Raw genomic sequence first — 25,532 nt, 5'->3', positions numbered from 1 at the left:
GCCCCAGGGGCAAGCTTCGAGGATGCTCCACATGAACACCAACGCACCGCAGACCATCGAAGCTCAGATCCGCGACCAGGTCGCCGCCTACTGCGAGTCCGCCGACGTCCCCGGCTTCGTCGCCGGCGTCTACCAGGCCGGCGAGCAGATCATCGTCGCCCACGGCACCGCGAACGTCGCCACCGGCGCGCCGATGCTGCCCGACACCGGATTCCTGTTCGGCTCCGTCACCAAGGTCCTGACCACCACCCTGGTCCTCCAGCAGGTCGAGCGCGGGGTGCTGGACCTCGACGCGCCGGTGACGACGTACCTGCCCGACTTCGCGCTGGCCGTACCGGGCGCCGCGGACAAGATCCTGGTCCGGCACCTGATCGGGCACACCAACGGCATCGACGCCGACCTGTACTTCCCCGGCGACAAGGGCCGCGACGCCCTGGCCGCCTACGTCAAGGGCCTGGCGAGCGGCTGTGGCACGCTGTTCGAGCCCGGCGAGCAGCTCAGCTACTCCAACGGCGGCATGATCGTCGCGGGCCGCCTGCTCGAAGTGGTGACCGGCCTGTCCTTCCCCGAACTCCTCGCCCGCGACGTCTACGCCCCCGTCGGCATGACGAACTCCAGCACCTCGGCCGAGCAGGCCATCCTGCGCAGCACGGCCGTCGGCCACTTCCCCGACCCGGAGACCATGGAGCCCAAGCCCACGAACATGTTCACGCTGCCCGACACCTGGGGCCCGGCCGGCGGCACGCCGATCGGCACCATCGCCGACCTGCTCGCCTTCGGCCGCACCCACCTCGCGGGAGGTCTCTCGCCTTCCGGTACGCGCGTCCTGTCGGCCGAGTCGACCGCGCTCATGCAGCGGATCTCCTTCGACATGGGCAGCCCCAACACCCCGCCGATCGGCCTGGGCTGGGTGCTGTACCCGTTCGGCGAAACGACCGTCCTGGCCATGTCGGGCGCCTCGCCCGGCGGCGTCTCGATCCTGTGCGTGGTCCCCGAGCACGACCTGGTCTTCACCGCCTACGGCAACAACCCGGCGGCGATCATGCTGCAGGACCAGCTCCTGGGGTGGCTCCTGAGCGAGCACCTCGGCGTCCGGATCCCCAAGCTGGTCACCGAACTGGAGCAGGACGTCGACCTCACCCCCTACGTGGGCACCTACCGTTCCAACCAGCTCCGCGTCGACGTCAGCATCGTCGACGGACAGCTCGAGGAGCGGGTGACGTACGAGCCGGCGGACGCGTCGCAGGAGCACATCTTCACGGAGTTCGCCGGCGGCGCCACCTCCGCCCCGCCCCAGCGCTACGTGCCGATCCGGCCGGGCCTGTTCGCGCCCGAGGGCTACCCCCTGGAGGCGTTCGACGGCTACCTGCGGCTGCTGCTCGTCTCCTTCCACGACGTCCGCGACGGGCAGACGCGCTTCCGCAACGGCGGCGGCCGCCTGACCCGCCGGGTCTGACCCGTTTACACCGAGGTGGAAGGATGGTCGGCATGCTCACGATCGGCCAACTCGCGGACTACGCCGGAGTGACCACCAAGGCCGTCCGCCACTATCACGAGCGCGGTCTGCTCACCGAGCCCGACCGGGACTCCTCCGGCTACCGGCGCTACACCGCCGCGCACGCCATCACGCTCGTCAAGATCAGGACCCTGGCCAACGCGGGTGTGCCGCTGGCCCGCGTCAGGGACCTTCTCGACGCCGGCCAGGAGGCGCTCGCGGCGGCCATCGCCGAGATCGATCACGGCCTCGAGAACCGCATGGCGCAGCTGAGCAAGAGCCGCGACCAGCTCGCCCAGCTGCGCGGCGGTGACCGGCTCTACGTCTCCCCGGAGGTCGCCGACTACCTCGACGACCTGCGCGACCTCGGCGTCAGCGAACGCGCCATCCAGGTGGAACGCGACGGCTGGATCCTCATGCAGACGGCCTCGCCCGAGGACTCGGCCCTGTGGATCGCCGAGAAACGCGAGCTCCTGACCCATCCCGGGTTTCGCGCCCTCTACCTCGACCATGACGCCGCCTACGACTGGTCGCCCGACGACTCCCGCCTGCCCGGCCTCGCGGACCGTACCCGCGACTGGTTCGCCGCGCACCCCAGCCGGGTCGAGAGCCGCCCCGTCCACAACCCGGAGATCGCCGAGCTGGCCGCGCGGTCCCAGCCCGGAGCCTCCTCCCCGGCGTGGGAGCGCCTGGCCGAGCTCATGACCCGCCGGCCCCAGCGGCCGTGATGAGCGCGGGACGGCAACCACTAGGCTGGCTGCGAGATCGCGAGCACGTGGGCTGAGAGGTGCCGGTTGGCCGAGGAAGCGGCGCGGCTGCTGGTGCGCTTCGGCCGGCGCTACGCGGCCGCGGTGCGCCTGGCGACGCTGGTTCCGATCTGCGCGATCGCCCTGTTCCGCGCCCCCGCCGGGAACGTGACGGCCACCGTGTGCACGTGCTCGGCTTTCCGCTGTGCGTGGCCGTGGTGGCGAGCGTCCTGCGCGGCCTCGGCGCGGCCGCGGCGACCTCCCGCCGCGAGATCGAGCGGGTACGCGTCGCCGAGGCCGTCGCGGCCGAGACCCACCGCCGCAGGCGGCAGCGCTTCACCGAGCTGTCGGCGACCACGGTCCCGCTGCTGGAGGGCCTGGCCGACGGCTCACTGCGGCCGGGCGACCCCGTGGTGCAGCGCTCCTGCGCGATCGAGGCGGCCCGGATGCGCAGGTTGTTCGCCGAGACCGACACCGTCGCCAACCCTCTGCTGCACGAGCTGCGTCACTGCATCGACGTGGCCGACCGCAAGGGCGTCGTGGTGGAACTGGACGCGCGCGGCAGATGGCCCGCGCCGCCGGTGGCGGTCCGGCGCGATCTCACCGAGGCGGTCGTCGTCGTCCTGGCCACCGCCGCCTCCCGGGCGCGGGTCACGGTCGTCGGCAGCGCGGAGCTGGTGTCGGTCAGCGTGGTCGCGGACTCCGGCGAGGTCGACGTGCCGACGCCGGTGACGCCGGGAGTGGGAGTTGAGGCGTTGAAGAACGGCAACACGGTCTGGATGGAGGCCCAATGGCAGCCGGCGAGCTGATCACCGCGGTGATCGTCGATGATCACGCGGCCATAGGCGCGGGTGTCCACTCCTGGTGCTCCCGGGCCGATCCGGAGATCGCTCTCGTCGACGCCGGCGACCGGCTCGCCGACGTCTGGACCGGACCCGGCGCCGAAGCCGACGTCGTCATCTTCGACCTGGAGTTGGTGCCGGGCCGGCCGGACTTCGGAGAGCTGCGCCGGCTGGTCGACAGCGGCCGGCGGGTGATCGTGTACTCCCAGCACACCGACGACGCGACCGCGATCAAGTGCGTGGACCTGGGCGCGCTCGCCTACCTGACCAAACGCGAGGGACCCGAGCACCTGGTGCCCGCGATCCGGGCGGTCGCGCGGGGCGAGGCCTACACCGCGCCGTCGTTGTCCGGGGCGCTCATCGCCGACGACGACCCCGGCCGGCCACGCCTGTCCCAGCGGGAGACCGAGGTGCTGCGGGCGTGGTTCGTGTCCTCCTCCAAGGACCTCGTCGCCGCGAAGCTCAACATCACCGTGAAGACCGTCGACACCTACATCACCCGGGTCCGGGTGAAGTACGCCAACGTGGGACGGGCCGCGCGTACCAAGAGCGAACTCGTCGGGCGCGCCCTCGACGACGGGCTCATCACGCTCGCCGAGCTCAACCAGACCTCGATCAGTGAGGGGCCGTCGCGATGAGATCGGCAGTGGATATCGTGCACATGGGTCATATCGGCTGGCTGGTGAAGGACTGATGAGGACCACCGACTTCAGCAAGGCGCCGCCCCAAGGGCAGGCGGGGGCGATGTTCGTGGGGGCGACGCGCTACAGGGGGCCGCTGTCGATCCTCACGCTCACCTTCACGTGGGTGCGCATGGTGCGGGACATGAAGCGCATGCGCGGTTACCGCTGGCACAAGGTCTACTGGGAGTTCCCGTTCACGCTCGGGACCCTGGCCTTCTTCGAGGACCGGGACTCGCTGCTGGTGTTCGCGCGCAGCCGCCATCACCGCGAGCTCATGCGGTGGGTGACCGACGGGACCAAGAACGCCACCGGCGGCTACATCAGGCTCTACAACGCCGAGCCCGAGGGCTACTCCAACGGCGTCTGGCGGGCCGAGGGCGGGCCCATGGCGCACATCGCGACGTTCACCCCGCTGTCCGGCGAGGACGGCGAAGGCCCGGCGGTGACGCGGGCGTGAGTCTGCGCACCGTCGAGTCGCGCCGGGACATGGCGGAGTTCCTGGCGCTGGCCGATCGGGTCTATCCGCCGGGCTCGGGGCATGTGCCGCCGTTGCGCGCACAGGTCAGGGCCTGGCACCGCCAAGGGGTACGGCTGGCCGTCCTGCGCCGCGGCGGCCGGGTCGTGGCCAGGACCACCCTGCACACCGACGCCGCGTTCGACGCCAAGCTGGGCGGCAAGACGCAGCTGTTCGGGCTGACGGAGTTCGAGGAAGAGGCGGCCGGGGAACTGTTCGAGGCGATCGTGGCCGAGGGGCGGGCGGCGGGGCGGCGGAGCGTCTTCGGGCCCGTTTCGCTGCTGCCCAACCAGAGTGGTGGGGTGATCACCTCCGGGTTCGGGGAGCGCGGGTTCATCGACAGCGCCTGGAACCACCCCTACTACCCGGCGGCCTATGAGAAGCACGGGTTCGCGCGCCGGTTCGAGGCCGACACCTGGATCTGTCCCGTGCCGGACGAGGCGGTCTTCGACTTCGACGACGCCCGCCTCGCGGCCGAGGGGCTGGAGGTTCACCGGGGGGAGCGGCGGCGGCTGGGGGAGCAGCTGCCGATCCTGCGCGAGATGCTCAACGCCGCCTTCGCGCAGCTCGGGTACTACACGGAGATCTCCGCCGAGCAGCTGGCCCGGCAGACCGACGGGCTGTCGTTCCTGCTGGACGAGTCGCTGCTGCTGTATCTGACCAAGGCGGGGCGGCCGGTGGCGTTCGTGCTGTGCGTGCCGGATATCTCGGTGTTCGTGGCCCGGATCCGCGGGGACCTTCACCTGGTCAACCAGCTCCGGCTGCTGCTCACCAGGGGACGGTACCGGCGCGAGGCCGTTCTGATCATCAAGGGGACGGTCCCCGCCGAGCAGGGACACGGCTACATGCGGCTGCTCTCGCGCGAACTTCACCGCGGGCTGCTGGACGGCGGCTATCACACGCTGCGCAGCACCTACGTCGAACGGAGCAACCCCGGCTCCGCCGCCCAGTTCCGGGCCATGGGCGGACGGCCGCTGCACGGCTACACGTTCTACGAGAAGGCGCTGTGAAGGCGTTGCGGGAGCTGGAGGCCGACTTCCGGCGGGCTCCCAGCGCGCACAACACCCAGCCCTGGACGCTGACCTACACCGGCACCGGGGCGGTCGTCGGCTGGGATCCGGAGCGGGCGCTGCCGGTGAGCGACCCCACCGGGCGTGACCTGCGGCTCGGGCTCGGGGCGTTCGTGGAGACCTGCCTGATCGTCTGCGCGTCGGCCGGGCTGCGGGTGGGGTTCCGGGCCGATCCTGGGCCGCTGCGGGTGGGGGTGCTGCACGAGGCGGCGGAGCCGTACCGGACGGAGTTCACGACGGCGGACGTGCGCGGGCGCGGCACCAACCGCGGCCCCTACCACCCGGGACGGCTGCCCGGCGACCTGGTGCCGGGGGTGCGGCGGGTGGCCTGCCGGGACCTGGCGGCGCTGCTGCACGCGGCGGACCTGCACCAGTTCGGGGACGCGGCGGTCACCGCGGAGCTGCGCGAGTGGCTGCGGCTCACCCCGCGGCATCGGCGCTACGACCTCGACGGGCTGACGGACCGGGCGCTCGCGCTGTCCGGAGCCGAGGCGCTCGGGCTGCGGGCGGCGCTGGCGGTCTATCCCGTTCTGCGGCGGGCCGGGCTGCCCAGGGTGCTGGCGGCGGCCGGCAAGGGGCTGCTCGACTACGACGGCGAGGCGCTGGTGCTCGTCGGGCCGCCGGGGGAGGAGGTCGAGATGGGGCGGGAGCTCATGCGGATCTGGCTGACCCTGTCCACGCGGGGCTACACCACTCATCCCCTCAGCCAGATCATCGACAGCCCGCCCACACGCGCGCTTCTGGCCGCTCACCTGGGCGTGGACGATCCCGACAGCCTCCTGCATATCGCCCGTGCCGGGCTGCCCAAGGGCGCCGCGCCACGTTCTGCCAGAATCCCTAGTTGACAAACCATCTCAGGCATTGAAAAGTGCCCAGTTAGGTGGATCATCGGGTGGTTGGGGGGTTGCCGCGTGGACGCCAAGACCTATATGGCCGGGGTTTTCGACCGGGCGTCCGGGACGTACGAGCGGGTCGGCGTGCCCTTCTTCGGGCCGGTCGGCGCCGAGCTCGTGCGCCAGGCGGGTCTGCGGCGCGGCGAGAGCGTCCTGGACGCCGGATGCGGCACCGGGGCCAGCCTGATCCCCGCCGCCCGCGCGGTCGGCCCGCTCGGGCTGGTCGTCGGCCTTGACCTGGCGCCCGGCATGCTCGCCGTCGCCAACGCCGAGATCGAACGGCACGGCCTGTCCAACGCCACCGTCCTGTCCGGCGACATCGAACAGGCATCCATCCTGCTGCCCGCCGCGCGCTTCGACACCGTGCTGGCCGGGATGATGTTGTACTTCCTGCCCGACCCCGCTGCCGCCGTACGCGCGATGGCCGGGCTCCTGCGCCCCGGCGGCCGCCTGGCCGCCAGCCTCCTCGCCCAGCCCAGTCCAGCCGAGGCCGACCTGCTCGGCCAGGTGGCGCTCGCCCTTGCCCCCTTCACCAACGGAGCCGGCGGCGCGCCGTTCACCCACCGGCTCAACACCGAACGCGAGCTGGCCGACCTGCTGTCCGGCAACGGGCTGGCCGGAGTGCGGTGCGAGGAGGTCGTCTTCGAGGTGAGCGTCGAACGCGGCCAGGTCTGGGACTGGCTGTGGTCGGCCGCGCGCCGCGCCTCCCTGGAGAGCATCCCCCAGGAACGGCACCCCGACGCGCGGGCCGCACTGGAGTCGTCGCTGCCCGAAGAGGTGTACGTGCTGCCGCGCACCGTCCGCTTCGCCACAGCGGTACGGCCGGGCTCCCTGCTGAGACCCCGGCCGTAGCCCATCGTGCACACGGGACCCGCGACGCCTGTGAGGGGGCGCCACGGGTCCCGTGCTTTCAACCGGTCACGGCGACGACCGTGCCCGCGCCGACGGTCAGGCCGCCCTCGCGGATCGCGAAGCCGAGCCCTTCCTCCAGCGCGACGGCCTTGCCGAGCTCCACCTCGACCTCGACCGTGTCACCCGGCTGGGCCGGGGCCGGAAGGTCGATCCTGCCGGGCACGTCGGTCGTGCGCAGGTAGAACTGCGGCCGGTACCCGTCGGCGACCGGCTTGCGCCGGCCGCCCTCCTCGGCCGTGAGGAGGTAGACGCGGGCGGTGAAGGAGCTGCGCGCCTGCTGCGTGCCCGGCTCGGCCAGGACCATGCCCCGCCGTACCTGCTCGCGACGCACGCCCCGCAGCAGGACCGCGGCGTTGTCCCCGGCCTCGCCCCGCTCCATCGTCTTGCCGAACGTCTCCACCCCCGTCACGACGGCGGAGAACGCCTCGCCGAACCCGACGACCTCCACGGTGTCGCCGACGCGCACGACGCCGCGCTCGATCGCCCCGGTGACGACCGTGCCACGGCCGGTGACCGTGAGCACGTTCTCCACCGGCATGAGGAACGACGCGTCGACGTAACGCACCGGCACCGGGATGTGGTCGTCCACCGCCTGGAGCAGCGCCTCGACCGACGCCGTCCACCCGGGGTCGCCTTCCAGCGCCCGCAGCCCGGAGACCCGGACCATGGGCACGTCCGTGTACCCGTGCTCGGACAGCAGCTCCGACAGCTCCAGCTCGACCAGGTCGGCGAGCTCGGGGTCGGCGCCGTCGGCCTTGTTGAGCGCGACGACGAGGTGCTCGACGCCGACCCGCTTGGCGAGCAGCACGTGCTCGCGGGTCTGCGGCATGATCCCGTCCTGCGCGGAGACCACCAGGATGGCGCCGTCGAGCTGCGCCGCCCCCGTGATCATGTTCTTCACGTAGTCGGCGTGGCCCGGCATGTCGACGTGCGCGTAGTGGCGGGTGGCCGTCTCGTACTCGACGTGCGAGATGTTGATCGTGATGCCCCGCTGCGCCTCCTCGGGCGTGCGGTCGATCCTCTCGAACGGCGTGTACGTGGCGCCGCCGCGCGCGGCGAGCACCTTCGTGATCGCGGCGGTCAGCGTCGTCTTGCCGTGGTCGACGTGTCCCATCGTGCCGATGTTGAGATGCGGCTTGTTCCGCACGTAAGCCTGCTTGGCCATGATCTTGTTCCGTTCGCGAGAGCCTTGAAGGTGTGACCCGTGGCCGGGCCGATCAACCTCCCCCCGCCGGGTCACCGTCAGGACTTACGGGGAGAGGTCAGCGCTCCAGGCCGTCGCAGGCACGCTCGAAGACACCCGCGGCGATCGCGGGAGTCATCGGGTGAACGTGCCGGAACATGAGCGTCATAGTGACGTACCAGAGCAACAGGAGGCAAACGGATATTCCCCGGGCGTTGGTGTGGTGCACAACACAGGGGCGGTGGTTCGTCGCAAAGGCCGAAGCATGGGCCCGCGACGGTCGCCTAGCGTTCGGCCATGCCCCGTCTCTCCTTGGACGACCTCTACCGCCTGGCCGTACCGTCTGATCCGCAGGTGCGTCCCGGCAGTGCCGCCGTGGCCTACACGCTCACCACCGCCGAGCGCGACACCGACGACAACGTCACCCAGATCTGGCTCGCCGCCCCCGGGTCCGAGCCACGCCGTCTGGCGACCGGCACCCTCCCTCGCTGGTCGCCGGACGGCGGCACGCTCGCCTTCGTCCGTCCCGTGGACGGAAAGCCGCAGATCCACCTGCTGCCGATGGACGGGGGCGAGCCGCGCGTGCTCACCGCCGCGCCGCTCGGCGCCGGCGCGCCGCTCTGGTCGCCCGACGGCACCAGGATCGCGTACGGCGGGCCGCACTTCGCACCCTCGGCCGACGGCCCCGACCCGAACGCCCCCATCGTCGCCGACCGGCTCGACTACAAGGCCGACGGCCCCGGGCTGCTGCGCGGGCTGACCTCGCACGTGTTCGTGGTGGACGTCGACTCCGGCGCGCTCACCCAGGTCACCGAGGGCGACTTCCACGCCGCCGGGCCCGCCTGGTCGCCCGACGGCCAGCGGCTGGCGTTCACCACGTCCATGGAGCCCGACCGCGACCTCGTCCCCGGCGGCGCCGTCTACGTCGTGGACGCCACCGGCGGCGAGCCCAAGCGCCTGACCACCCAGGACGTCGTCTGCACGGGCGTGTGGTGGCTGGGCGGGCGGCTGGTCGCGACCGCGTTCAAGGACGGGCCGATCGGGCACACGCGGCTGTTCGCCGTGGGCGAGGACGGCCAGGAGGAGATCGTCACCGGGCTGGACAGGAACGTGATGGTCGGCGGTCCCGGCTACCCGGGCGCGCCGCCCGCGCTGGACGGCGGCGACCTGGTGTTCTGCGCCCGGGACGGCGGGGCCACCCATCTGTACCGGCTCCGGGGCGGGGCCGTGGCGGCGGAGAAGATCGTGGGCGGGGAGCTCAGCGTCTCCGGCGCCGGGGTCGCCGACGGGCGGGTGGCCTACGTGGCGGCCTCGCCGTACACGGTGGGGGAGGTCTACCTCGACGGCGAGAAGCTGACGAGCCTCGCGCTGGCCGGCGTCGAGCTCTACCCGCCGCGCGCCCGGGTGTTCACCGCGCCCGACGGCACCCGCGTCGAGGGCTTCCTGACCGGCGATGCCAAGGGCGGCCCGCTGCTGCTCGACATCCACGGCGGCCCGCACAACGCCTGGGCCCCCGTCTTCGACGGGGTCCACCTCTACCACCAGGTGCTCGCCGCCCGCGGCTGGACCGTCCTCACCCTCAACCCGCGCGCCAGCGACGGGTACGGCGAGGCCTTCTACACCGCCGCGCTCGGCGAGTGGGGCGTGGCCGACGCCCACGACTTCCTGTCGGCCGTGGACGAGCTGGTGGCCGACGGCACGGCCGACCCCGAGCGGCTCGCGGTCACCGGCTACAGCTACGGCGGCTACATGACCTGCTACCTGACGGGGCACACCGGCAGGTTCAAGGCGGCGATCCCCGGCGGCCTGGTCAGCGACCTGACCAGCATGGCCGGAACCTCCGACGCGGGGTACTTCCTCAAGATGTGGGAGTGCTCGGGCGACCCCGCGCCGCAGTCGCCGCTCACCCGCGTGGGCGAGGTCACGACGCCCACGCTCATCCTGCACGGCGACGCCGACGATCGCTGCCCGGTCGGACAGGCCGAGCAGTGGTTCGAAGCCCTGCGCGAGCGGGAGGTGCCGGTCCGGCTGGTCCGCTATCCGGGCGGCTCCCACCTGTTCATCGTCCAGGGGCGTCCCTCACACCGTTACGACTACAACGAGAGGATCATCGCGTGGCTGGAGCAATGGGTCAGCGGCTCGCCGAACTGATCGCGAAGTACGAGGTCCCGGGCGCCGCCCTGGCCTACCTGCACAACGGCGAGCTGCACGAGTACGCCGCGGGCGTGCTCCACCGCGGCACCGGCGTCGAGACCACGACCGACTCGCTCTTCCAGATCGGCTCCGTGACGAAGGTCTGGACGGCGACGCTGCTGATGCAGCTGGCCGAGCGCGGCCTGCTGACGCTGGACACGCCGGTGGCCGAGCTGCTGCCGGAGTTCAAGGTGGCCGACGCCGAGGTCACCAAGACGGTCACGGTTCGCCACCTGCTCTCCCACACCAGCGGCATCGACGGCGACCTGTTCCTGGACACCGGGCGCGGCGACGACTGCGTGGAGAAGTACGTGGCGGCCTGCGCCGGCCTGCCGCAGAACCACCCGCTGGGCGCCACCCAGTCCTACTGCAACTCCGGCTTCATCGTGGCCGGGCGCATCGTGGAGAAGCTGACCGGCAAGACCTGGGACGAGGCCCTGCGCGAGCAGATCTTCGAACCCCTCGGCCTGACCCACGCGGTCACGCTGCCCGAGGAGGCGCTGCGTTTCCGCGCCGCCATGGGCCACATGGGCGGCGGCGAGCCGGCCCCGGTCTGGGGCCTCATGCGCTCGTGCGGCCCGGCCGGGCTCATCAGCGCCCGCCCCGCCGACGTGGTCGCCTTCGGCCGCGCCCACCTCGAAGGCGGGCTGCTGGAGAACCCGCAGGTGATGTGGGAGCCGCAGGTCGCCATCCCCAACCCGTACACGCTCGGCGCCCATTGGGGCGTCGGCTGGATCCTGGACGAGTGGAGCGGCCAGAAGGTCGTCTCCCACGGCGGCAACACCATCGGCCAGCACGCCATGCTCTGGGTCGTGCCCGGCACCGGCACGGTCGTGTGCGTGGTGGCCAACGGCGGCCACAGCGGCGCGTTCACCCACGCGGTGGCCACCGAGCTGTTCGCCGAGCTCGACGGGCTGGAGGTGCCGCCCACGCTCGGGCCGCCCGCGCAGCCGGTCGAGGTCGACGTCACCCGCTACCTCGGCGTCTACGAGCGGGCCGGCGCCCGCCTGACGATCAGCCTCAAGGACGGCGGGCTGTCGCTGCTCATGGAGTCGACCGGCGAACTGGCCGGCCTGGACCAGCCGGAGGAGATCCCGCTGGTCGCCGTGGACGACGTCACCTTCGTCGGCCGCCGCCCCGGCGACCCCGACTGGCTGTCGGCCGTCTTCTTCGAGCTGCCCGACGGAACGCTGTACGTGCACGCGGGCGCCCGCGCGACCCCGAAGGTGAGCTGACCATGGACCTGCAGAAACGCCTGGACGAGGCGGCGGCCAAGCACGGCGTGCCCGGCGCCGCGATCGCGGTCTGGGCCGGCGGCGAGCTGCACGAGGCCGCCACCGGCGTCGTCAACAAGAACACCGGCGTGGAGACCACGCCCGACAGCGTCTTCCAGGTCGGCTCCACCACCAAGGTGTGGACCGCCGCCCTGATCATGCAGCTCGTCGAGGAGGGCAAGGTCGAGCTCGACCGGCCGGTCACCGACTACCTGCCCGAGTTCGGCCTCGCCTACGAGGCCGAGATCACCGTGCGCCACCTGCTGACGCACACCGGCGGCTTCGACGGCGACCTGTTCGAGGACACCGGCCGCGGCGACGACTGCCTCGACAAGTACGTCGCCTACCTGCACGGCACCACGAAGGTGCACGAGCCGGGCGCCCTGTTCTCCTACTGCAACTCGGGGTTCGCGGTGCTCGGCGCGATCGTGGCCAAGGTGCGCGGCGTCACCTGGGAGGAGGCGATGGCCGAGCACCTGTTCAAGCCGCTCGGCGCCACCCAGACGGCGCTGTTCGGCGAGGAGGCCGTGCTCTTCCGCGCCTCGGCCGGGCACATCGGCCCCGACCAGGTCGTCTACCCCAAGTGGCAGATGCCCCGCTCCAACGGGCCCGCCGGGTCCACCATGTGCCTGGCGCCGCGCGAACTGGTCCGCTTCGGCCGCATGGCGCTCGCGGGCGGGCTGGCCGAGGACGGCACCCGCGTGCTGGCCGAGCGGACCCTGGCCGACATGCGCACGCCGCAGACCGAGGTGCCGACGGTGCCCGGGATGCTGGCCACCGCGTGGGGACTGGGCTTCGAGCTGTTCGACTGGGGCGCCTTCGGCCACGACGGCGGCACCCCCGGGCAGAGCACGCTCTGGCGGATCGTGCCGGGCAGCGACGTCGTGCTCGCGATGAGCGCGAACGGCGGCGCCGTCGCGGGCCTCATCGAGGACGTGGTGCTGCCGGTGCTGCGCGAGACGACCGGGATCGACGTGCCGGGACTGCCGCTTCCCCCGGCGAGCCCATCCGCCGTGGACGCCGCGCCGTACGCCGGGACCTTCACCGGGCCGGTCATGTCGCTGGAGGTCGCCGGCGCGGACGGCGGCCTGGACATCACCGAGATCCCCGGCGAGTTCATGGCGAGCATGGGCGCCACCCGCAAGACCACCAGGTACGTCCACCTGAGCGACGACCACTTCGTCGCCGCCGAGGCGGACGGCGGGATGCACGCCACGGTCACGTTCGTGATGCGCGACGGCGTCGCCGCCTACCTGCACAACAGCCGGGCGGTCCCGCGTGCGTGAGATCTTCGACGCCGCCGGCGCGGCCGGGTTCGTGCACGCGCGCGAGGTGGACGGCGACGCCGAGGTGGCCTTCGGGGCCGACGACCCCGTGGTGCTGGCCTCGGTGTTCAAGATCCCGATCGTGCTGGAGTACGCCCTGCAGGCGGCGGCAGGTGAGCTGGAGCGCACCGAGCGGCTCATGGTCACCGCGGCCGACAAGGACGGCGGCATCGGCACCTCCGGCTGCGCCGACGACGTCTCGCTGACGCTGCGCGACCTGGCGCACTTCATGATGACGATGAGCGACAATGCCGCCACCGACGTGCTGCTGCGCCGGGTGGGACTGGACCGGGTGCATGGCACGCTCAGGTCGCTCGGCCTGCCGCGCACCCGGCTCATCGGCGGCTGCGCGGAGTTGTTCGAGCAGGTCAGGCAGGAACTGGGCCCGGTGGACCTGGAGAAGCTGACCGGGGAGCAGGTCAGGATGCTGGCCATCCGCGACCCGGAGCGCACGACCTCCAGCACGCCGCGCGAGATCACCACGCTGCTCAGCCTGATCTGGCGCGACGAGGCCGGTCCCGCCGAGGCCTGCGCGGAAGTGCGGCGCGTCATGGGCAACCAGGTGTGGCCGCACCGGCTCAGTTCCGGCTTCGGGGACGAGGTCAAGGTCTCCGGCAAGACCGGCACGCTGTGGGGCGTGCGCAACGAGGCGGGCGTCGTGGAGTTCCCCGACGGCCGGCGCTACGCCGTCGCGGTGTTCCTGCGCACCGTCGGCCTCGGCCTGCGCGACGCCGCCGCGGACGCCGCCATCGGCCGGGCCGCGCGGGTGGCGGTGGACCGGTTGCGGGTCTGATGTCCGAGGTGACGTATGGTGAGCGGGTGATCGACCGCCCGCTCGCCAGCCTCGGTCGCATCCTGCTCGACCTGGGCACCACCGTGATGGGAGTGGCCGCGTCGCCAGGCGACCTCGGCACCGAGGTCACCGGCGTGCACATCTACGACCCGCTCGACGAGCTGCTGGTGCCGCCGGGCGGCATCCTGCTGGCCGTCGGCGTCCACGCCGCGAGCGACATCCGCGACCTGCTCTACCGGGCCAGGACCGCGGCGGCGATCGTGGTCAAGGTGCCGGTCGAGGTGGACGAGCAGGTACGCGCCGCCGTCCTGGAGACCGGCATCGCGGTGCTCGGGCTGACCAGGGCGGCGTCCTGGTCGCAGGTGGCGGCGCTGCTGCGCTCCCTGCTGGCCGAAGGCGACCTCGACGAGCCGGGCGAGGAGCCGCAGGGCGACCTGTTCGCCCTTGCCAACGCGGTCTGCGCGCTGCTGGACGCGCCGGTCACCATCGAGGACCGCTCCTCGCGGGTGCTGGCCTACTCGGGGCGGCAGGACGAGGCCGACCCCGGGCGCGTCGAGACCGTGCTCGGCCTGCAGGTGCCCGAGCGCTTCCAGCGCATGCTGGACGAGCGCGGCTTCTTCAAACAGCTCTACCAGAGCCGCGAGCCGGTCTACATCGAGCTCCACGACGGCACCAGCATCAACAGGACGGCGGTCGCCGTACGGTCGGGCGACGAGATCCTCGGCTCGATCTGGGCGGCGGTGCGCGAACCGCTCAGCGAGCAGCGCCAGCGCGCCTTCGCCGACGCGGCGAAGATCGTCGCGCTGCAGCTGCTGCGCGAGCGGGCCGGGGCCGACACCCAGCGGCGGCTGCGCGCCGACCTGCTGTCGACCGTGCTGGCGGGCGGCGCCGACGCCGCCGAGGCTGCGGGCCGGCTGGGCGTCGCCACCGAACGGCTCTGCGTGCTGGCCGCCCAGCTCACCGACCTGACCGACGCCGACCCGGCCCGCGGCGAGAGCGACCGCCAGCGCTTCTGCGACGCCTTCGCCCTGCACGTGGGCGCCATCCATCCGCGGGCCGCCGCCGCGCTCGTCGGCTCGGTCGCCTACGCGGTGCTGCCGCTCAGCACCGGCGGCGAGGAGGAGGAGCGGGCCGTGCGGGTCGCCCAGAGCTTCCTGTCCCGGGTCGGCCCGCGCTACGAGGCCAACATCGGCGTGGGCCGGCTGGCCGCCAACCTCGCCCAGGTGGCCAGGTCGCGGGCCGACGCCGACCGGGCGCTGCGCGTGCTGCGTGCCCGCGGCACCTCAGGGCAGGCCGCCGGCTACACCACCGTGCATTTCGAGTCGCTGCTCATGCAGGTGGCCGATGTCGTGACGGCGGAGGAACAGACGCCCACCGGGCCGTACCAGCGGCTGCTGGAGCACGACGCGGAACACGGCAGCGACCTCGTGGCCACCCTGCGGGCCTATCTCGACGCGTTCGGCGACGTCAACCTGGCCAGCGCCCAGGTCCACGTGCACGCCAACACCTTCCGCTACCGGCTCAAGCGGCTGGTCGAGATCAGCGGCCTCGACCTGGCCGACCCCGACGCCCGGCTCACCGTGATGCTCCAGATGCGGATCTTCGGGCCCTAGGACGAGGGCGGCTGTAGTTTTCGTCACAGGGCACGAAGAACCCGCGCCGGGCAGGGACGAAGGTGGGTGACCAACCCCCCACCCGCTCACCCGGAGTCCCCTATGAAGAAAGTCGCGGCGCTCGCCTGCCTGGCCATGTTCGCCTCCGCGTGCGGCGGCGGAACGGCCCAAGCGCCCTCCGCCCGGCCTGTGGCCGGCGGCACCTTCACCTACGCCATCCCCGCCGACCCCGGCCTGCTCGACCCCGCGACGGCCGTCATGTCGGTGACCAACACCGTGCTGGGCTTCGCCTACGACACGCTGGTCAGCGCCGACCGCGACGGGCGGACCGTACCGGGCCTGGCCGAGAAGTGGGAGGTCAAGCCGGACTCGGTGACGTTCACCATGCGCAAGGACGTCACCTGCTCCGACGGCTCCAAGCTCACCGCCGCCGACGTGGCCCAGAACGTCAACCACATCGCCGACCCGGCCAGCAAGTCGCCCATCTACGGCGTGCTCCTGCCGCCCGGGATGAAGGCCACCTCGGACGACGCGGCCGGAACGGTGACGCTCTCGACGGACAAGCCGTTCGCCTTCATCCTGCAGAGCGCCCGGGACCTCTACATCGTCTGCGGCAAGGCGGTCAAGGACCGTTCGCTCATCGCCCGCGCCACCTCGGGCAGCGGCCCGTACGTGCTGAGCGAGTCGATGCCCAGCGACCACTACACCTTCACCCGCCGCAAGGACTACACGTGGGCGCCCGGCGGCGCGAAGACCGAGGGCATGCCCGACAAGCTCGTGCTGAAGATCGTGCCGAACGAGCAGACCTCCGCCAACCTGCTGATCTCCGGCGGCCTCAACGCCGCCGTCTTCTACGGCGCCGACCGCACCCGCCTGGAGGCCACGCCCGGCCTGCTCAAGAAGAGCCCGATGGCGGGCAACGGCCAGTTCTTCTACCACCAGGGCGAGGACCGGCCCACCAAGGACCCGGCCGTACGCAAGGCCCTCACCCAGGCGCTCAACCTGAAGGAGCTGGCGGGGATCGCCTCCAGCGGCACCGGCAGGCCCGCCACCGGCCTGGTCATGGAGCCCCGCCCGTGCAAGGGCGACACCGTCACCGGCCACGTGCCCGCCTTCGACGCCGCGGCGGCCGTCGCCGGGCTGGAGGCCGCGGGCTGGAAGGCCGGTCCCGACGGCGTCCGGGTCAAGGACGGCAAGCGGCTGACGCTGCGCTACCTCTACAGCTCCACCAGGGGCGCCGGGGTCCAGGCGGCCGCCGAGTACGTGGCAGCGGCCTGGAAGAGCGTCGGCGCCGAGGTCAAGCTCAACGGCGTGCTGGACACCAAGATGTCGGAGTCGCTCAACGCCACCCAGGACTGGGACGTGGTCTGGTTGCCCATCGGCGTCTCCCTGCCCTCGCAGCTCGAAGGCTTCCTGTCCGGCCCGGCCGCGCCCAAGGGCGCCAACTTCGCCCACCTGGACAACGCCCGCTACACCGAGCTGATCGCCCAGGCCAAGCTCAAGCCGGGCGAGGAGGGCTGCAAGCTCTGGCTGGAGGCCGAGTCCGCGCTGTTCGACAACTCCGACCTGGTCCCGGTCACCGAGAACACCGTGCTCGTGGCCGGCAAGGGCGCGACGTTCGACCTGGTCGCCACCGTCCTCATCCCCACGTCCATCCGCCTGACCGAAGGAGGCTGAGTGCTGCGGCATCTGGTGCGCTTCATCGTGTCGCTGGGGGTGCTGCTGGTGGCGTCGTTCGCGATGATCCACCTCATCCCCGGCGACCCGGTGCGCGCCTCGCTGGGCCCCGCCGCGCCGATCGAGCTGGTTCAGGCCAGAACGGCCGCGCTCGGGCTTGACCGCCCCCTGCTGGAGCAGTTCACCACCTATGTGGCGAACCTGTTCTCCGGCAACATGGGCGTCTCGTTCCTCACCGGCGAGCCCGTCGGACAGGTGATCCTCACCCGGCTGCCCAACACGCTCGGCCTGGCGCTGCTGGCCACCGTCGTGGCGATGCTGGCGGCCGTGCCGATCGGCATGTGGGCGGCGATCAGGACCGAGAACGGCCGCAACCGCGGCACCGAGGCCACCTTCACCTCGGTCACCGGCACCGCGGTGGCCGTCCCCGAGTTCCTCTACGCCATCGGCCTGGTCACCGTCTTCGCCATCGGCCTCGGGTTGTTCCCGCCCGCGGGCAAGTCGGGTCCGGCCTCGTACGTGCTGCCCATCCTCGCGCTCGCGATCGGGCCGATCGCGATGATCTCCCGCATCTCCCGCGTGGAGACGCTGCGCGAGCTCGGCACCGACTACGTACGGCTGGCCCGCGCCAAACGCCTGCCCGCCGCCCGCCTCTACCTGCGCCACGTGCTGCCGAACACGCTGACCGCCACCCTCACCATCGGCGGCCTGCTGCTCACCGCGCTGATCGCGGGCAGCGTCCTGGTGGAGTACGTCTTCGCCTGGCCCGGCCTCGGCCTGAAGATCGTCGAGTCGATCACCCAGAAGGACTATCCCGTGGCCCAGGGCGTGATCCTCGTCTACGGCGCCATCGTCCTGGTCGTCAACTTCGCCGTCGACCTGATCCTCGGCAAGCTCGACCCGACCTCCTCCATCAAGGAGTCCTGATGCCACGCACTCCCGCCGCCGTCGTCTCGGCGGTGCTGGTCACCCTCATGGTGGTGCTGGCGATCATCGGCCCGCCGATCTGGGGCGAGACCGCGGAGAAGATCGACGCCGGCGCCATCCTGCAGGGCGCCTCGGCCGCCCATCCGCTCGGCACCGACAACCTGGGCCGCGACCTGCTGGCCCGCGTGCTCGTGGCCGGCCGCTACTCGCTGGCGCTGGCCCTGGCCGCGACGCTCATCGGCGCCGTCATCGGCATCGTGCTCGGCGCGCTGCCGTCGGTGCTGCCGCGGCGCGGCGCCCGCCTGGTCACCGGCACCGTCAACGCGCTGGTCGCCTTCCCCGGACTGCTGCTGGCGATGTTCACCGCGGTCGTGTCCGGCATGGGGGCACGCGGTGCCGTCCTCGGCATCGGCGTGGCCATCGCGCCGAGCTTCGCCCGGCTCACCCAGACGCTGGCCGCCTCCGTCGCCGGGGCCGACTACGTGCTGGCCGCCCGCATGCTCGGCGTCCCGCGCCGGCGGGTGCTGGGCCGGCACGTGCTGCCCAACATCGCCGAACCGCTCATCCTCAACCTCGCCCAGGCGCTCGGCGGCGCGCTGCTGGGGCTGGCCGGCATGTCCTTCCTGGGGCTTGGCGTGCAGCCGCCGGACTTCGACTGGGGGCGGCTGCTGTTCGACGGTTTCGCCCGCATCTACGTCACGCCGGAGGTTGCGATCGGGCCGGCGGTGGCGGTCGCGCTGGCCGGCATCGGGTTCAACCTGCTCGGTGACACGCTGGCCAAGCGGGCGGCGCGCACCGCCGTACCGGCGAGGAAGGAAGAGCTCGCCGCGCCGGAGCCGTCGGGCGCGCCCGATCCTCGGGCCGTGCTGGAGGTGCGGGACCTGACCGTCACCTTCCCCGGCGGCGTCACCCCCGTGCGCCACCTCTCGCTGACGGTACGGCCCGGCGAGATCGTCGGCATCGTCGGCGAGTCGGGCAGCGGCAAGAGCCTGACCGCGGCGGCGATCGGCGGCCTGGTGCCCTACCCGGGCACGGTCACGCACGCCGCGCTCCGCCTGGACGGCCGGGAGGTCGCCGAGCTCAGCCAGAAGGAGCTCGGCACCAGCCTGGCCATGGTCTTCCAGGACCCGATGGCCTCGCTCAACCCGGCGCTGCGCGTCGGCGGGCAACTGGCCGAGGTGGCGATCGTGCACCAGGGCGCCACCCGCGCCGAGGCCGCCCGCCGGGCCGTGGACCGGCTCGGCCACGTTCACCTGCCCGAGCCGGCGAAGCAGGCCAAGCGTCATCCGCACGAGCTGTCGGGCGGCATGCGGCAGCGCGCGGTGATCGCGATGGGGCTCATGGGCACGCCCAAGCTGATCATCGCCGACGAGCCGACGACCGCGCTGGACGTCACCGTGCAGCGGCAGATCCTCAAGCTGCTGCGCGAGGTGGTCGACGAGAGCGGGGCGGCGGCGCTGTTCATCTCGCACGACATCGCGGTCGTGGGGGAGCTGTGCGACCGGGTCGTGGTCATGTACGCGGGCCGGGTGGTGGAGGAGCTGCCCGTGTCGGCGCTGGCCAAGGGGGCGGCGCATCCGTACACCAAGGCCCTGGTGGACTCGCTGCCCGACATGGAGACCGACCGCTCGCTGCCGCTGGCCAGCATCCCCGGCACGCAGCCTGCGCCCGCGCTGGTGGGGGCGGGGTGCGCGTTCGCGGGAAGGTGCGCGCTGGCGACCGATCGTTGCTCGACGTCGTTGCCGCCGGTCACCGAGTACGGCATCGCGCACACGGTGGCCTGCTGGGAGGTTTCATGAAATTTACTGACGTGACGGTGCGATTCGGATCGTTCACCGCGGTCGACTCCGTCAGCCTGGAGGTGCCGCGCGGCGGCATCGTCGGGCTGGTGGGGGAGTCGGGCTCCGGCAAGTCGTCGCTGGCCAAGGCGGTCAGCGGGCTCGTACGGTACTCCGGGCAGATCACCGGCGCCTCCCGGGTGCAGATGGTCTTCCAGGACCCCTACGCCTCCCTCGACCCGCGCATGAAGGTCGGCGAGTCGGTGGCCGAGGGCCTGCTGGAGCTGCCCAGGGCCGCCCGCCCCGACGAGGTGACCCGCCTGCTCGGCCTCGTCTCCCTGCCCGCCGACCTCGCCTCCCGCTACCCGCGTGAGCTGTCGGGCGGGATGCGCCAGCGCGTCGCCATCGCCCGCGCGCTCGGCGCCCGCCCCGACCTGCTGGTCGCCGACGAGATCACCAGCGCCCTGGACGTCTCCGTGCAGGGCTCCGTGCTCAACCTCATCCGCTCGCTGCGCGACACGCTGGGGTTGTCGATCCTGTTCATCTCCCACAACCTCGCGGTGGTCCGCTACGTCTGCGACACGGTGGCGGTCATGCACCGGGGCCGCATCGTCGAGCACGGGCCCACCGAGGACGTGGTCGGCCGGCCCGCGCACGACTACACCCGCACCCTGCTGGAGGCGGTGCCCCGCCTGCAGCGCTGAAGCCGCTCCGGCGGCGGGCAGGCGCCGCCGGAGCTTCCGTCCATCGGGTCAGGCGGCGCCCTGACCCCGTCCATGGGGTCAGGCAGCCGCTCTGACCTCCACCTCCCAGAGCGAGTAGCCGAACGACGTGGCCCGCCGTACCCCTTGGACGCGCAGGTGGCGGGTGGTGTTGGGCCGGTCGATCCAGAGCGTGTCCACGCCGCCGTCGCCCGCGCCGACCTCGGCCAGCGGGGTCCAGGCGGCGCCGTCGGTGGAGGACTCGACGCGGTAGGCCGCGCCGTGGGCGGTCTCCCGGCGCAGCACCACCTGGCCCGCGTCCACGGCGGAACCGAGGTCCACCTGGAGACATTCGCCGTTCGCCGGCCGTGACGACCAGCGGGTGGCGGGGTCGCCGTCGACCGCCTTGCCCGGCTCGAACGTGGTGCCGCCCTCGACACCGGAGGCCGTGGCGATCTTGCCCCGGGCCAGGTTGTCCTTCGCGACGGGCCGGTGGGTGGTGACCTCGACCTTGGTGGTCACCCCGGCGAAGGAGATCTCCTGCGTGCCCGAGCCCGACGGCGTGAACACGACCGGCACCGTCAGCAGCCCGCCGCGCGGCAGCGTCAGCCGCCGGTCGGCGGGCAGCTTCCACCCCTGCGGGTCGCGGACGGTCAGCGTGCCGCGCACGGCGGCTCTGGAGGAGCTGACGCAGGGACAGGGCGGCGTAGTAGGTGCCGTCGGCGTCCACGCCGTCGAGGACGATGTCGCCGCGCCCGGCGGCCAGCACGTAGCCCTCGGCGGGCAGGCCGTCGGCGTTCTTGACGCCGAGCCTGGTCAGGCGGGCGTCGCCGTCCCCGAGCCAGACGGTCACGGGGGTGCGGGGGTCGGTCCCGTCGGTGGTGGTCACCCGCTTGACGCCGGCGTCGGCGAGGACCTGCCTGACGACGGCCTCGGCGTGCGGGTCGCTCTCGCTGGTACGGACCAGTCCCACGACGGAGGGGATCGGGAAGCCGTCGGAGCGGGGCTTCAGCTCCTGGGCCACGGGGGCGAGCCGGAGGGTGCCGGCCGCGGCGGGAGCGGCGATGAGCAGGGGAGTCGCGAGGAGGCCGGTGGCTAAAGACGGCTCAGGTGCACACTGTCTCCTGGTCGAGAAGGTGCCACCATAGGATCATCCCCCCTGCAACTGATCAATACCAGTTCAGGTCCCGAAATGTCGGTGGTACGGACCGGATGGGGCGACTGGCCCGTCCCATCGCAGGGGGCGCGCCGCCCGCGCACGACACCCGACCTGGTCGTCCGCCCCGGCCCGGTACGGACCGCGCTTCACCGCCCGCCACGACGAAGATCGAGGCATTGGGCACGAGCACCAAGGGTGCGGGGGTGCTTGGTGAACTGGCACGAATCGAGGCGTCCTCACCATGGTTTACCGTCGCCGTGACAACGGACGACTCGGAGGGCATGCGTGATCGCGATCAGGGAGCTTCACGAGATCGCGGACCTGGAAGAGGTCCACGCGCTGTTCGGTGATATCTGGCATTTCGACCCGGGCGGCGAGCCGATCTCGGTCGAACTGATGCGGGCCTTCTCGCACGCCGGCAACTACATCACCGGCGCATACGACGGCGCCACGCTGGTGGGCGCTTCGGTGGGCTTCATGGCGGTCGGCGGCGTACTGCACTCGCACATCACCGGTGCGGCCGTCGGGCGCGGCATAGGGTTCGAGCTCAAGATGCACCAGCGCCGCTGGGCACTCGAGCGCGGGCTGACGCGCATCTCCTGGACCTACGACCCCCTGGTGCGCCGCAACGCGCACTTCAACCTCGCCAAGCTGGGGGCCAGGCCGCACGAGTACCTGCCCAGCTTCTACGGGGTCATGGGCGATGCGATCAACCAGGGCGACGAGTCCGATCGGGTGCTCGCCGTCTGGGACCTCACCGCGCCGCACGTCGAGGCGGCGGTACGGCGGGAGCCGTACCCGCTGGACGTGCCCCCGGGAACGGCGGTGGCCCTGCGCAACGAGGGCGGCAGGCCGGTGCTCGGCGACATGGACGCGCCGGTCGTGCTGGTGGCGATCCCCGCCGACGTGGAGGGGTTGCGCGGCGTTGATCCGGGAACGGCCAAGGCGTGGCGGCATGCGGTACGCGACGTGCTGGGCGGCATGCTGGCCGAAGGCCGAAAGGTCACTGGATTTCATGACAAGAAGTACTACGTAGTGGAGAAGGCGTGAAAATCACAGGAGTAGAGCTGCGCAGGATCGCGATGCCCTTGGTGGCGCCGTTCCGCACCTCGTTCGGCACCGAGACCTCGCGCGACGTGCTGCTCGTGCGCGTGGTGACACCGGACGCCGAGGGGTGGGGCGAGTGCGTGGCCATGTCGGAGCCGCTCTACTCCTCCGAGTTCGTCGACGGCGCGGCGGAGGTGATCAAGCGGTTCCTGCTGCCGTCGCTGCCGGAGGAGGTCGACGCGTACGGCGTGGGCCGCGCCCTGGAGCCGATCAAGGGCCACCGGATGGCCAAGGCGGCCGTGGAGACCGCGGTGCTGGACGCCCAGCTCCGCGCGGCCGGAGAGTCGTTCGGCCGTTTCCTCGGCGCCGAACGCGACCGGGTGCCGTGCGGCGTCTCCGTCGGCATCATGGACTCGATCCCCGAACTGCTGGAGTCCGTCGAGGGCTACCTGGACGAAGGCTACGTCCGGATCAAGCTGAAGATCGAGCCCGGCTGGGACGTCGAGCCGGTGCGCGCGGTCCGCGAGCGTTTCGGCGACGACGTGCTCCTGCAGGTGGACGCCAACGCCGCCTACACGCTCGTGGACGCCCGCCAGCTCGCCAAACTTGACGACTTCGAGCTGCTGCTCATCGAGCAGCCGCTGGCCAACGACGACTTCGTCCAGCACGCCCAGCTCGCCAAGCAGCTCAGGACCCCGATCTGCCTCGACGAGTCCATCGAGTCGGCCGAGCACGCGGCCGCCGCGATCGCGCTGGGCTCCTGCTCCATCGTCAACATCAAGCCGGGCCGCATCGGCGGCTACCTGGAGGCCCGCCGCATCCACGACCTGTGCCGGGCGCACGGGATCGCGGTGTGGTGCGGCGGCATGCTGGAGACGGGCCTCGGCCGGGCCGCCAACGTGGCGCTCGCCGCGCTGCCCGGCTTCACGCTGCCCGGCGACACCTCGGGCTCGCGCCGCTACTACGCGACCGACATCACCGAGCCGTTCGAGCTGCGCGACGGCCACCTGGACGTCCCCGCAGGACCCGGGCTGGGCGTCGAGCCGATCCAGTCGATCCTCGACGAGGTCACCACGTCCACCGAGTGGATCACGCTCTAACTCAGATTCCGCAGGTCGAGCTGGCGCAGCACCCGCGAGATCACCTGCGGGTCGGCGTCCGGCTCGCGGCGCGCGTCCAGCACGGCGCGCCGGGCCGCCGACATCATCTCGTCGCTGACCCGGCGCACCACCTTGATACGTTCGAGGCGCTGGCCGAACGCCTCGCGGCGTTCCTCGTCCGCCAGCTCGGGGCTGATCCGCACCGCGATGTCGGTCAGGCGGCGGCCGAAAATCTCCACCATGTCGTCGGGCACCTGATCGGTGTCGACGAGCTCCCGCAGCCGCTGCCTCGCCGCGCCGGCCGCCTGCTTGGCCAGCCTGCGCTCGAAGGCGCGTTCCGCCTCGGTGTCGGCGGTGACACCGAGCAGGCGTACCACCCAGGGCAGGGTCAGGCCCTGCACCAGCAGCGTGGCGAGGATGACCGCGAACGCGACGAAGACCAGCACGTCGCGCTGCGGCACCTCCAGCGGGATGGCCAGCGCGAGCGCCACCGAGGCCACGCCGCGCATGCCCGCCCACCACATCACGACCGTCTCGCGCCAGCTCGTCGGCGTCTCGGAGTCGTCGCCGCGCGACTGGTGCAGGCGTCTGGCCAGCGAGGCGGTCGGCAGCAGCCACAGCAGGCGCACCCCCACGACCACGGCGACCACGATCAGGCTCCACACCATCACCTCGCCGAACCTGCCGGTCACGGTGCCGAGCACGTTGTGCAGCTCCAGCCCGATCAGCCCGAACGCCACCCCGGTCACCAGCGTGTCCACGACCTGCCAGAAGGCGGCGCCGGTGAGGCGGCCGATCGAGTCGTCGGCGTCGCTGGTCTTCTCCCGCAGGTAGAAGGCGGTGGTCAGCACCGCCAGCACGCCGGAGCCGAGCAGCTGGTCGGCCAGCACGTAGCTGGCGTACGGCACCAGCACCGACAGCCCGATCTGCAGCGTGGGGTCGCCGAGCAGGCTGTCCAGCCGGGCAGCCACCCACCCCACCCCGAACCCGACGACGATCGCCACCACCCCCGACAGCACCAGCTCGCCCGCCGCGCCCGGCCACGAGAAGGTGCCGGTGAGGGCCGCCGCGATCGCCACGTGGTAGAGCACGATGGCCGTCACGTCGTTGAACAGCCCCTCGCCCTCCAGCAGCGACACCAGCCGCCTGGGCAGCCCGAGCGAGCCAGCGACGCTGGTGGCGGCGACCGGGTCCGGCGGGGCGACCAGCGCGCCCAGCGCCGCCGCCGCGGCCAGCGACAGGCCGGGCACCAGCGCGTGCGCCACCCCCGCGACCGCCGCCGTGGTCACGAACACCAGCGCCACGGCCAGCAGGAAGATGGGCCGCCAGTTGGCCGCGAACTGCCGCCACGAGGTACGGCTGGCCGCCGCGTACAGCAGCGGAGGCAGCAGGGCCGGGAGCACGAGCTCCGGCGGGATGGCCACGTTCGGCACGAACGGCAGGACGGCCAGCACGATGCCGTAGAGCGTCATGAGCACCGGCGCCGGAAGCCCCAGCCGGTCGCCGAGCGGCACCGTGACCAGCGCCCCGAGCAGCACGAGCATGAGCAGCACGAACTGGCCCACGACACCCCCCGATGATCGTCGTCAACCAGCGTGCCACAGGGC

At 72.2% G+C, this 25,532-nt stretch carries 22 protein-coding genes and 1 pseudogene; 19 read left to right on the top strand and 4 right to left on the bottom strand.

What is annotated here, in order from left to right:
• Positions 1-31: 31 nt before the first annotated feature.
• From HNR40_RS20220 to HNR40_RS20185, 8 genes are all read left to right on the top strand, one after another.
• Positions 32-1,456, top strand: a complete 1,425-nt coding sequence (locus HNR40_RS20220; RefSeq protein ID WP_221340610.1) for a serine hydrolase domain-containing protein — start codon at positions 32-34, stop codon at positions 1,454-1,456.
• A 32-nt stretch (positions 1,457-1,488) separates the two neighbouring features.
• Complete coding sequence (locus HNR40_RS20215; RefSeq protein ID WP_184963494.1) at positions 1,489-2,223, top strand: MerR family transcriptional regulator; 735 nt, start codon at positions 1,489-1,491, stop codon at positions 2,221-2,223.
• A gap of 206 nt (positions 2,224-2,429) precedes the next feature.
• A complete protein-coding gene (locus HNR40_RS20210; protein WP_184963492.1) occupies positions 2,430-3,050 on the top strand; it encodes a hypothetical protein in 621 nt (206 codons plus the stop codon).
• Positions 3,032-3,721 (top strand): response regulator, encoded by a 690-nt coding sequence (locus tag HNR40_RS20205; RefSeq protein ID WP_184963490.1) that lies wholly within the window; start codon positions 3,032-3,034, stop codon positions 3,719-3,721. The genes HNR40_RS20210 and HNR40_RS20205 overlap by 19 nt, the downstream gene beginning before the upstream one ends.
• 55 nt (positions 3,722-3,776) lie before the next feature.
• Positions 3,777-4,223, top strand: coding sequence for a DUF4188 domain-containing protein (locus tag HNR40_RS20200; RefSeq protein ID WP_184963488.1), 447 nt, complete (start codon positions 3,777-3,779; stop codon positions 4,221-4,223).
• Positions 4,220-5,290 (top strand): hypothetical protein, encoded by a 1,071-nt coding sequence (locus HNR40_RS20195; RefSeq protein ID WP_312896440.1) that lies wholly within the window; start codon positions 4,220-4,222, stop codon positions 5,288-5,290. Before HNR40_RS20200 ends, HNR40_RS20195 begins: the two co-directional genes overlap by 4 nt.
• Positions 5,287-6,195, top strand: coding sequence for a nitroreductase family protein (locus HNR40_RS20190; RefSeq protein WP_184963486.1), 909 nt, complete (start codon positions 5,287-5,289; stop codon positions 6,193-6,195). Before HNR40_RS20195 ends, HNR40_RS20190 begins: the two co-directional genes overlap by 4 nt.
• A gap of 66 nt (positions 6,196-6,261) precedes the next feature.
• A complete protein-coding gene (locus HNR40_RS20185) occupies positions 6,262-7,095 on the top strand; it encodes a class I SAM-dependent methyltransferase (protein WP_184963476.1) in 834 nt (277 codons plus the stop codon).
• A 58-nt stretch (positions 7,096-7,153) separates the two neighbouring features.
• On the opposite strand, the gene tuf is transcribed toward HNR40_RS20185, so the two are convergent.
• On the bottom strand, positions 7,154-8,320 hold the full coding sequence (gene tuf, locus HNR40_RS20180; protein ID WP_184963474.1) for an elongation factor Tu: 1,167 nt from the start codon (positions 8,318-8,320) through the stop codon (positions 7,154-7,156).
• A gap of 315 nt (positions 8,321-8,635) precedes the next feature.
• Between tuf and HNR40_RS20175 the strand changes: the two genes are divergently transcribed.
• The 9 genes from HNR40_RS20175 to HNR40_RS20135 all read left to right on the top strand — a co-directional run bounded on the left by HNR40_RS20175 (position 8,636) and on the right by HNR40_RS20135 (position 20,622).
• Positions 8,636-10,489, top strand: a complete 1,854-nt coding sequence (locus HNR40_RS20175; protein ID WP_184963472.1) for a S9 family peptidase — start codon at positions 8,636-8,638, stop codon at positions 10,487-10,489.
• Positions 10,453-11,766 (top strand): serine hydrolase, encoded by a 1,314-nt coding sequence (locus HNR40_RS20170; protein ID WP_312896439.1) that lies wholly within the window; start codon positions 10,453-10,455, stop codon positions 11,764-11,766. Before HNR40_RS20175 ends, HNR40_RS20170 begins: the two co-directional genes overlap by 37 nt.
• A gap of 2 nt (positions 11,767-11,768) precedes the next feature.
• Complete coding sequence (locus HNR40_RS20165; protein WP_221340609.1) at positions 11,769-13,091, top strand: serine hydrolase domain-containing protein; 1,323 nt, start codon at positions 11,769-11,771, stop codon at positions 13,089-13,091.
• Positions 13,084-13,923: a serine hydrolase gene (locus HNR40_RS20160; protein WP_184963469.1), complete on the top strand. Its 840-nt coding sequence runs from the start codon at positions 13,084-13,086 to the stop codon at positions 13,921-13,923. The genes HNR40_RS20165 and HNR40_RS20160 overlap by 8 nt, the downstream gene beginning before the upstream one ends.
• An 8-nt stretch (positions 13,924-13,931) precedes the next feature.
• Positions 13,932-15,536, top strand: a complete 1,605-nt coding sequence (locus HNR40_RS20155; protein WP_376773480.1) for a PucR family transcriptional regulator — start codon at positions 13,932-13,934, stop codon at positions 15,534-15,536.
• Positions 15,537-15,638: 102 nt separating this feature from the next.
• Positions 15,639-17,213, top strand: coding sequence for an ABC transporter substrate-binding protein (locus HNR40_RS20150; protein ID WP_184963465.1), 1,575 nt, complete (start codon positions 15,639-15,641; stop codon positions 17,211-17,213).
• On the top strand, positions 17,214-18,140 hold the full coding sequence (locus HNR40_RS20145; RefSeq protein ID WP_312896438.1) for an ABC transporter permease: 927 nt from the start codon (positions 17,214-17,216) through the stop codon (positions 18,138-18,140). It abuts the gene before it with no gap.
• Entirely contained in the window at positions 18,140-19,939 is a 1,800-nt protein-coding gene (locus HNR40_RS20140; RefSeq protein ID WP_184963463.1) for a dipeptide/oligopeptide/nickel ABC transporter permease/ATP-binding protein, read from the top strand. The genes HNR40_RS20145 and HNR40_RS20140 overlap by 1 nt, the downstream gene beginning before the upstream one ends.
• Positions 19,936-20,622, top strand: a complete 687-nt coding sequence (locus tag HNR40_RS20135) for an ABC transporter ATP-binding protein (RefSeq protein WP_184963461.1) — start codon at positions 19,936-19,938, stop codon at positions 20,620-20,622. The genes HNR40_RS20140 and HNR40_RS20135 overlap by 4 nt, the downstream gene beginning before the upstream one ends.
• A gap of 78 nt (positions 20,623-20,700) precedes the next feature.
• Here the strand turns inward: HNR40_RS20135 and HNR40_RS20130 are convergent, their stop codons facing one another.
• Both HNR40_RS20130 and HNR40_RS57865 read right to left on the bottom strand, forming a co-directional pair.
• Positions 20,701-21,288, bottom strand: a complete 588-nt coding sequence (locus tag HNR40_RS20130) for a discoidin domain-containing protein (protein ID WP_184963459.1) — start codon at positions 21,286-21,288, stop codon at positions 20,701-20,703.
• Between the two features lie 58 nt (positions 21,289-21,346).
• A pseudogene (locus HNR40_RS57865) lies at positions 21,347-21,643 on the bottom strand (glycoside hydrolase family 20 zincin-like fold domain-containing protein); the annotation flags it as partial.
• 420 nt (positions 21,644-22,063) lie between these two features.
• Between HNR40_RS57865 and HNR40_RS20120 the strand changes: the two are divergent.
• Positions 22,064-22,828 carry a GNAT family N-acetyltransferase gene (locus tag HNR40_RS20120; protein ID WP_184963457.1) on the top strand — a complete coding sequence of 255 codons (765 nt, stop codon included), beginning with the start codon at positions 22,064-22,066 and terminating at the stop codon, positions 22,826-22,828.
• Positions 22,825-23,925, top strand: a complete 1,101-nt coding sequence (gene menC, locus HNR40_RS20115; protein ID WP_184963455.1) for an o-succinylbenzoate synthase — start codon at positions 22,825-22,827, stop codon at positions 23,923-23,925. The genes HNR40_RS20120 and menC overlap by 4 nt, the downstream gene beginning before the upstream one ends.
• On the opposite strand, the gene HNR40_RS20110 is transcribed toward menC, so the two are convergent.
• Positions 23,922-25,490 (bottom strand): Na+/H+ antiporter, encoded by a 1,569-nt coding sequence (locus HNR40_RS20110; RefSeq protein WP_184963453.1) that lies wholly within the window; start codon positions 25,488-25,490, stop codon positions 23,922-23,924. The genes menC and HNR40_RS20110 overlap by 4 nt on opposite strands.
• Between the last annotated feature and the right edge of the window lie 42 nt (positions 25,491-25,532).

The sequence above is a fragment of the Nonomuraea endophytica genome, assembly GCF_014203235.1.
GTDB lineage: Bacteria > Actinomycetota > Actinomycetes > Streptosporangiales > Streptosporangiaceae > Nonomuraea > Nonomuraea endophytica.
Note: the sequence above shows the minus strand (reverse complement) of the source record. Positions and strands in the feature narration are given on the sequence as shown.

Excerpts from the sequence above, each read along its gene's own strand:
- HNR40_RS20220 (WP_221340610.1), top strand. The coding sequence starts at position 32 with ATGAACACCAACGCACCGCAGACCATCGAAGCTCAGATCCGCGACCAG.
- HNR40_RS20215 (WP_184963494.1), top strand. The coding sequence starts at position 1,489 with ATGCTCACGATCGGCCAACTCGCGGACTACGCCGGAGTGACCACCAAG.
- HNR40_RS20205 (WP_184963490.1), top strand. The coding sequence starts at position 3,032 with ATGGCAGCCGGCGAGCTGATCACCGCGGTGATCGTCGATGATCACGCG.
- HNR40_RS20200 (WP_184963488.1), top strand. The coding sequence starts at position 3,777 with ATGAGGACCACCGACTTCAGCAAGGCGCCGCCCCAAGGGCAGGCGGGG.
- tuf (WP_184963474.1), bottom strand. The coding sequence starts at position 8,320 with ATGGCCAAGCAGGCTTACGTGCGGAACAAGCCGCATCTCAACATCGGC.
- HNR40_RS20175 (WP_184963472.1), top strand. The coding sequence starts at position 8,636 with ATGCCCCGTCTCTCCTTGGACGACCTCTACCGCCTGGCCGTACCGTCT.
- HNR40_RS20165 (WP_221340609.1), top strand. The coding sequence starts at position 11,769 with ATGGACCTGCAGAAACGCCTGGACGAGGCGGCGGCCAAGCACGGCGTG.
- HNR40_RS20150 (WP_184963465.1), top strand. The coding sequence starts at position 15,639 with ATGAAGAAAGTCGCGGCGCTCGCCTGCCTGGCCATGTTCGCCTCCGCG.
- HNR40_RS20140 (WP_184963463.1), top strand. The coding sequence starts at position 18,140 with ATGCCACGCACTCCCGCCGCCGTCGTCTCGGCGGTGCTGGTCACCCTC.
- HNR40_RS20135 (WP_184963461.1), top strand. The coding sequence starts at position 19,936 with ATGAAATTTACTGACGTGACGGTGCGATTCGGATCGTTCACCGCGGTC.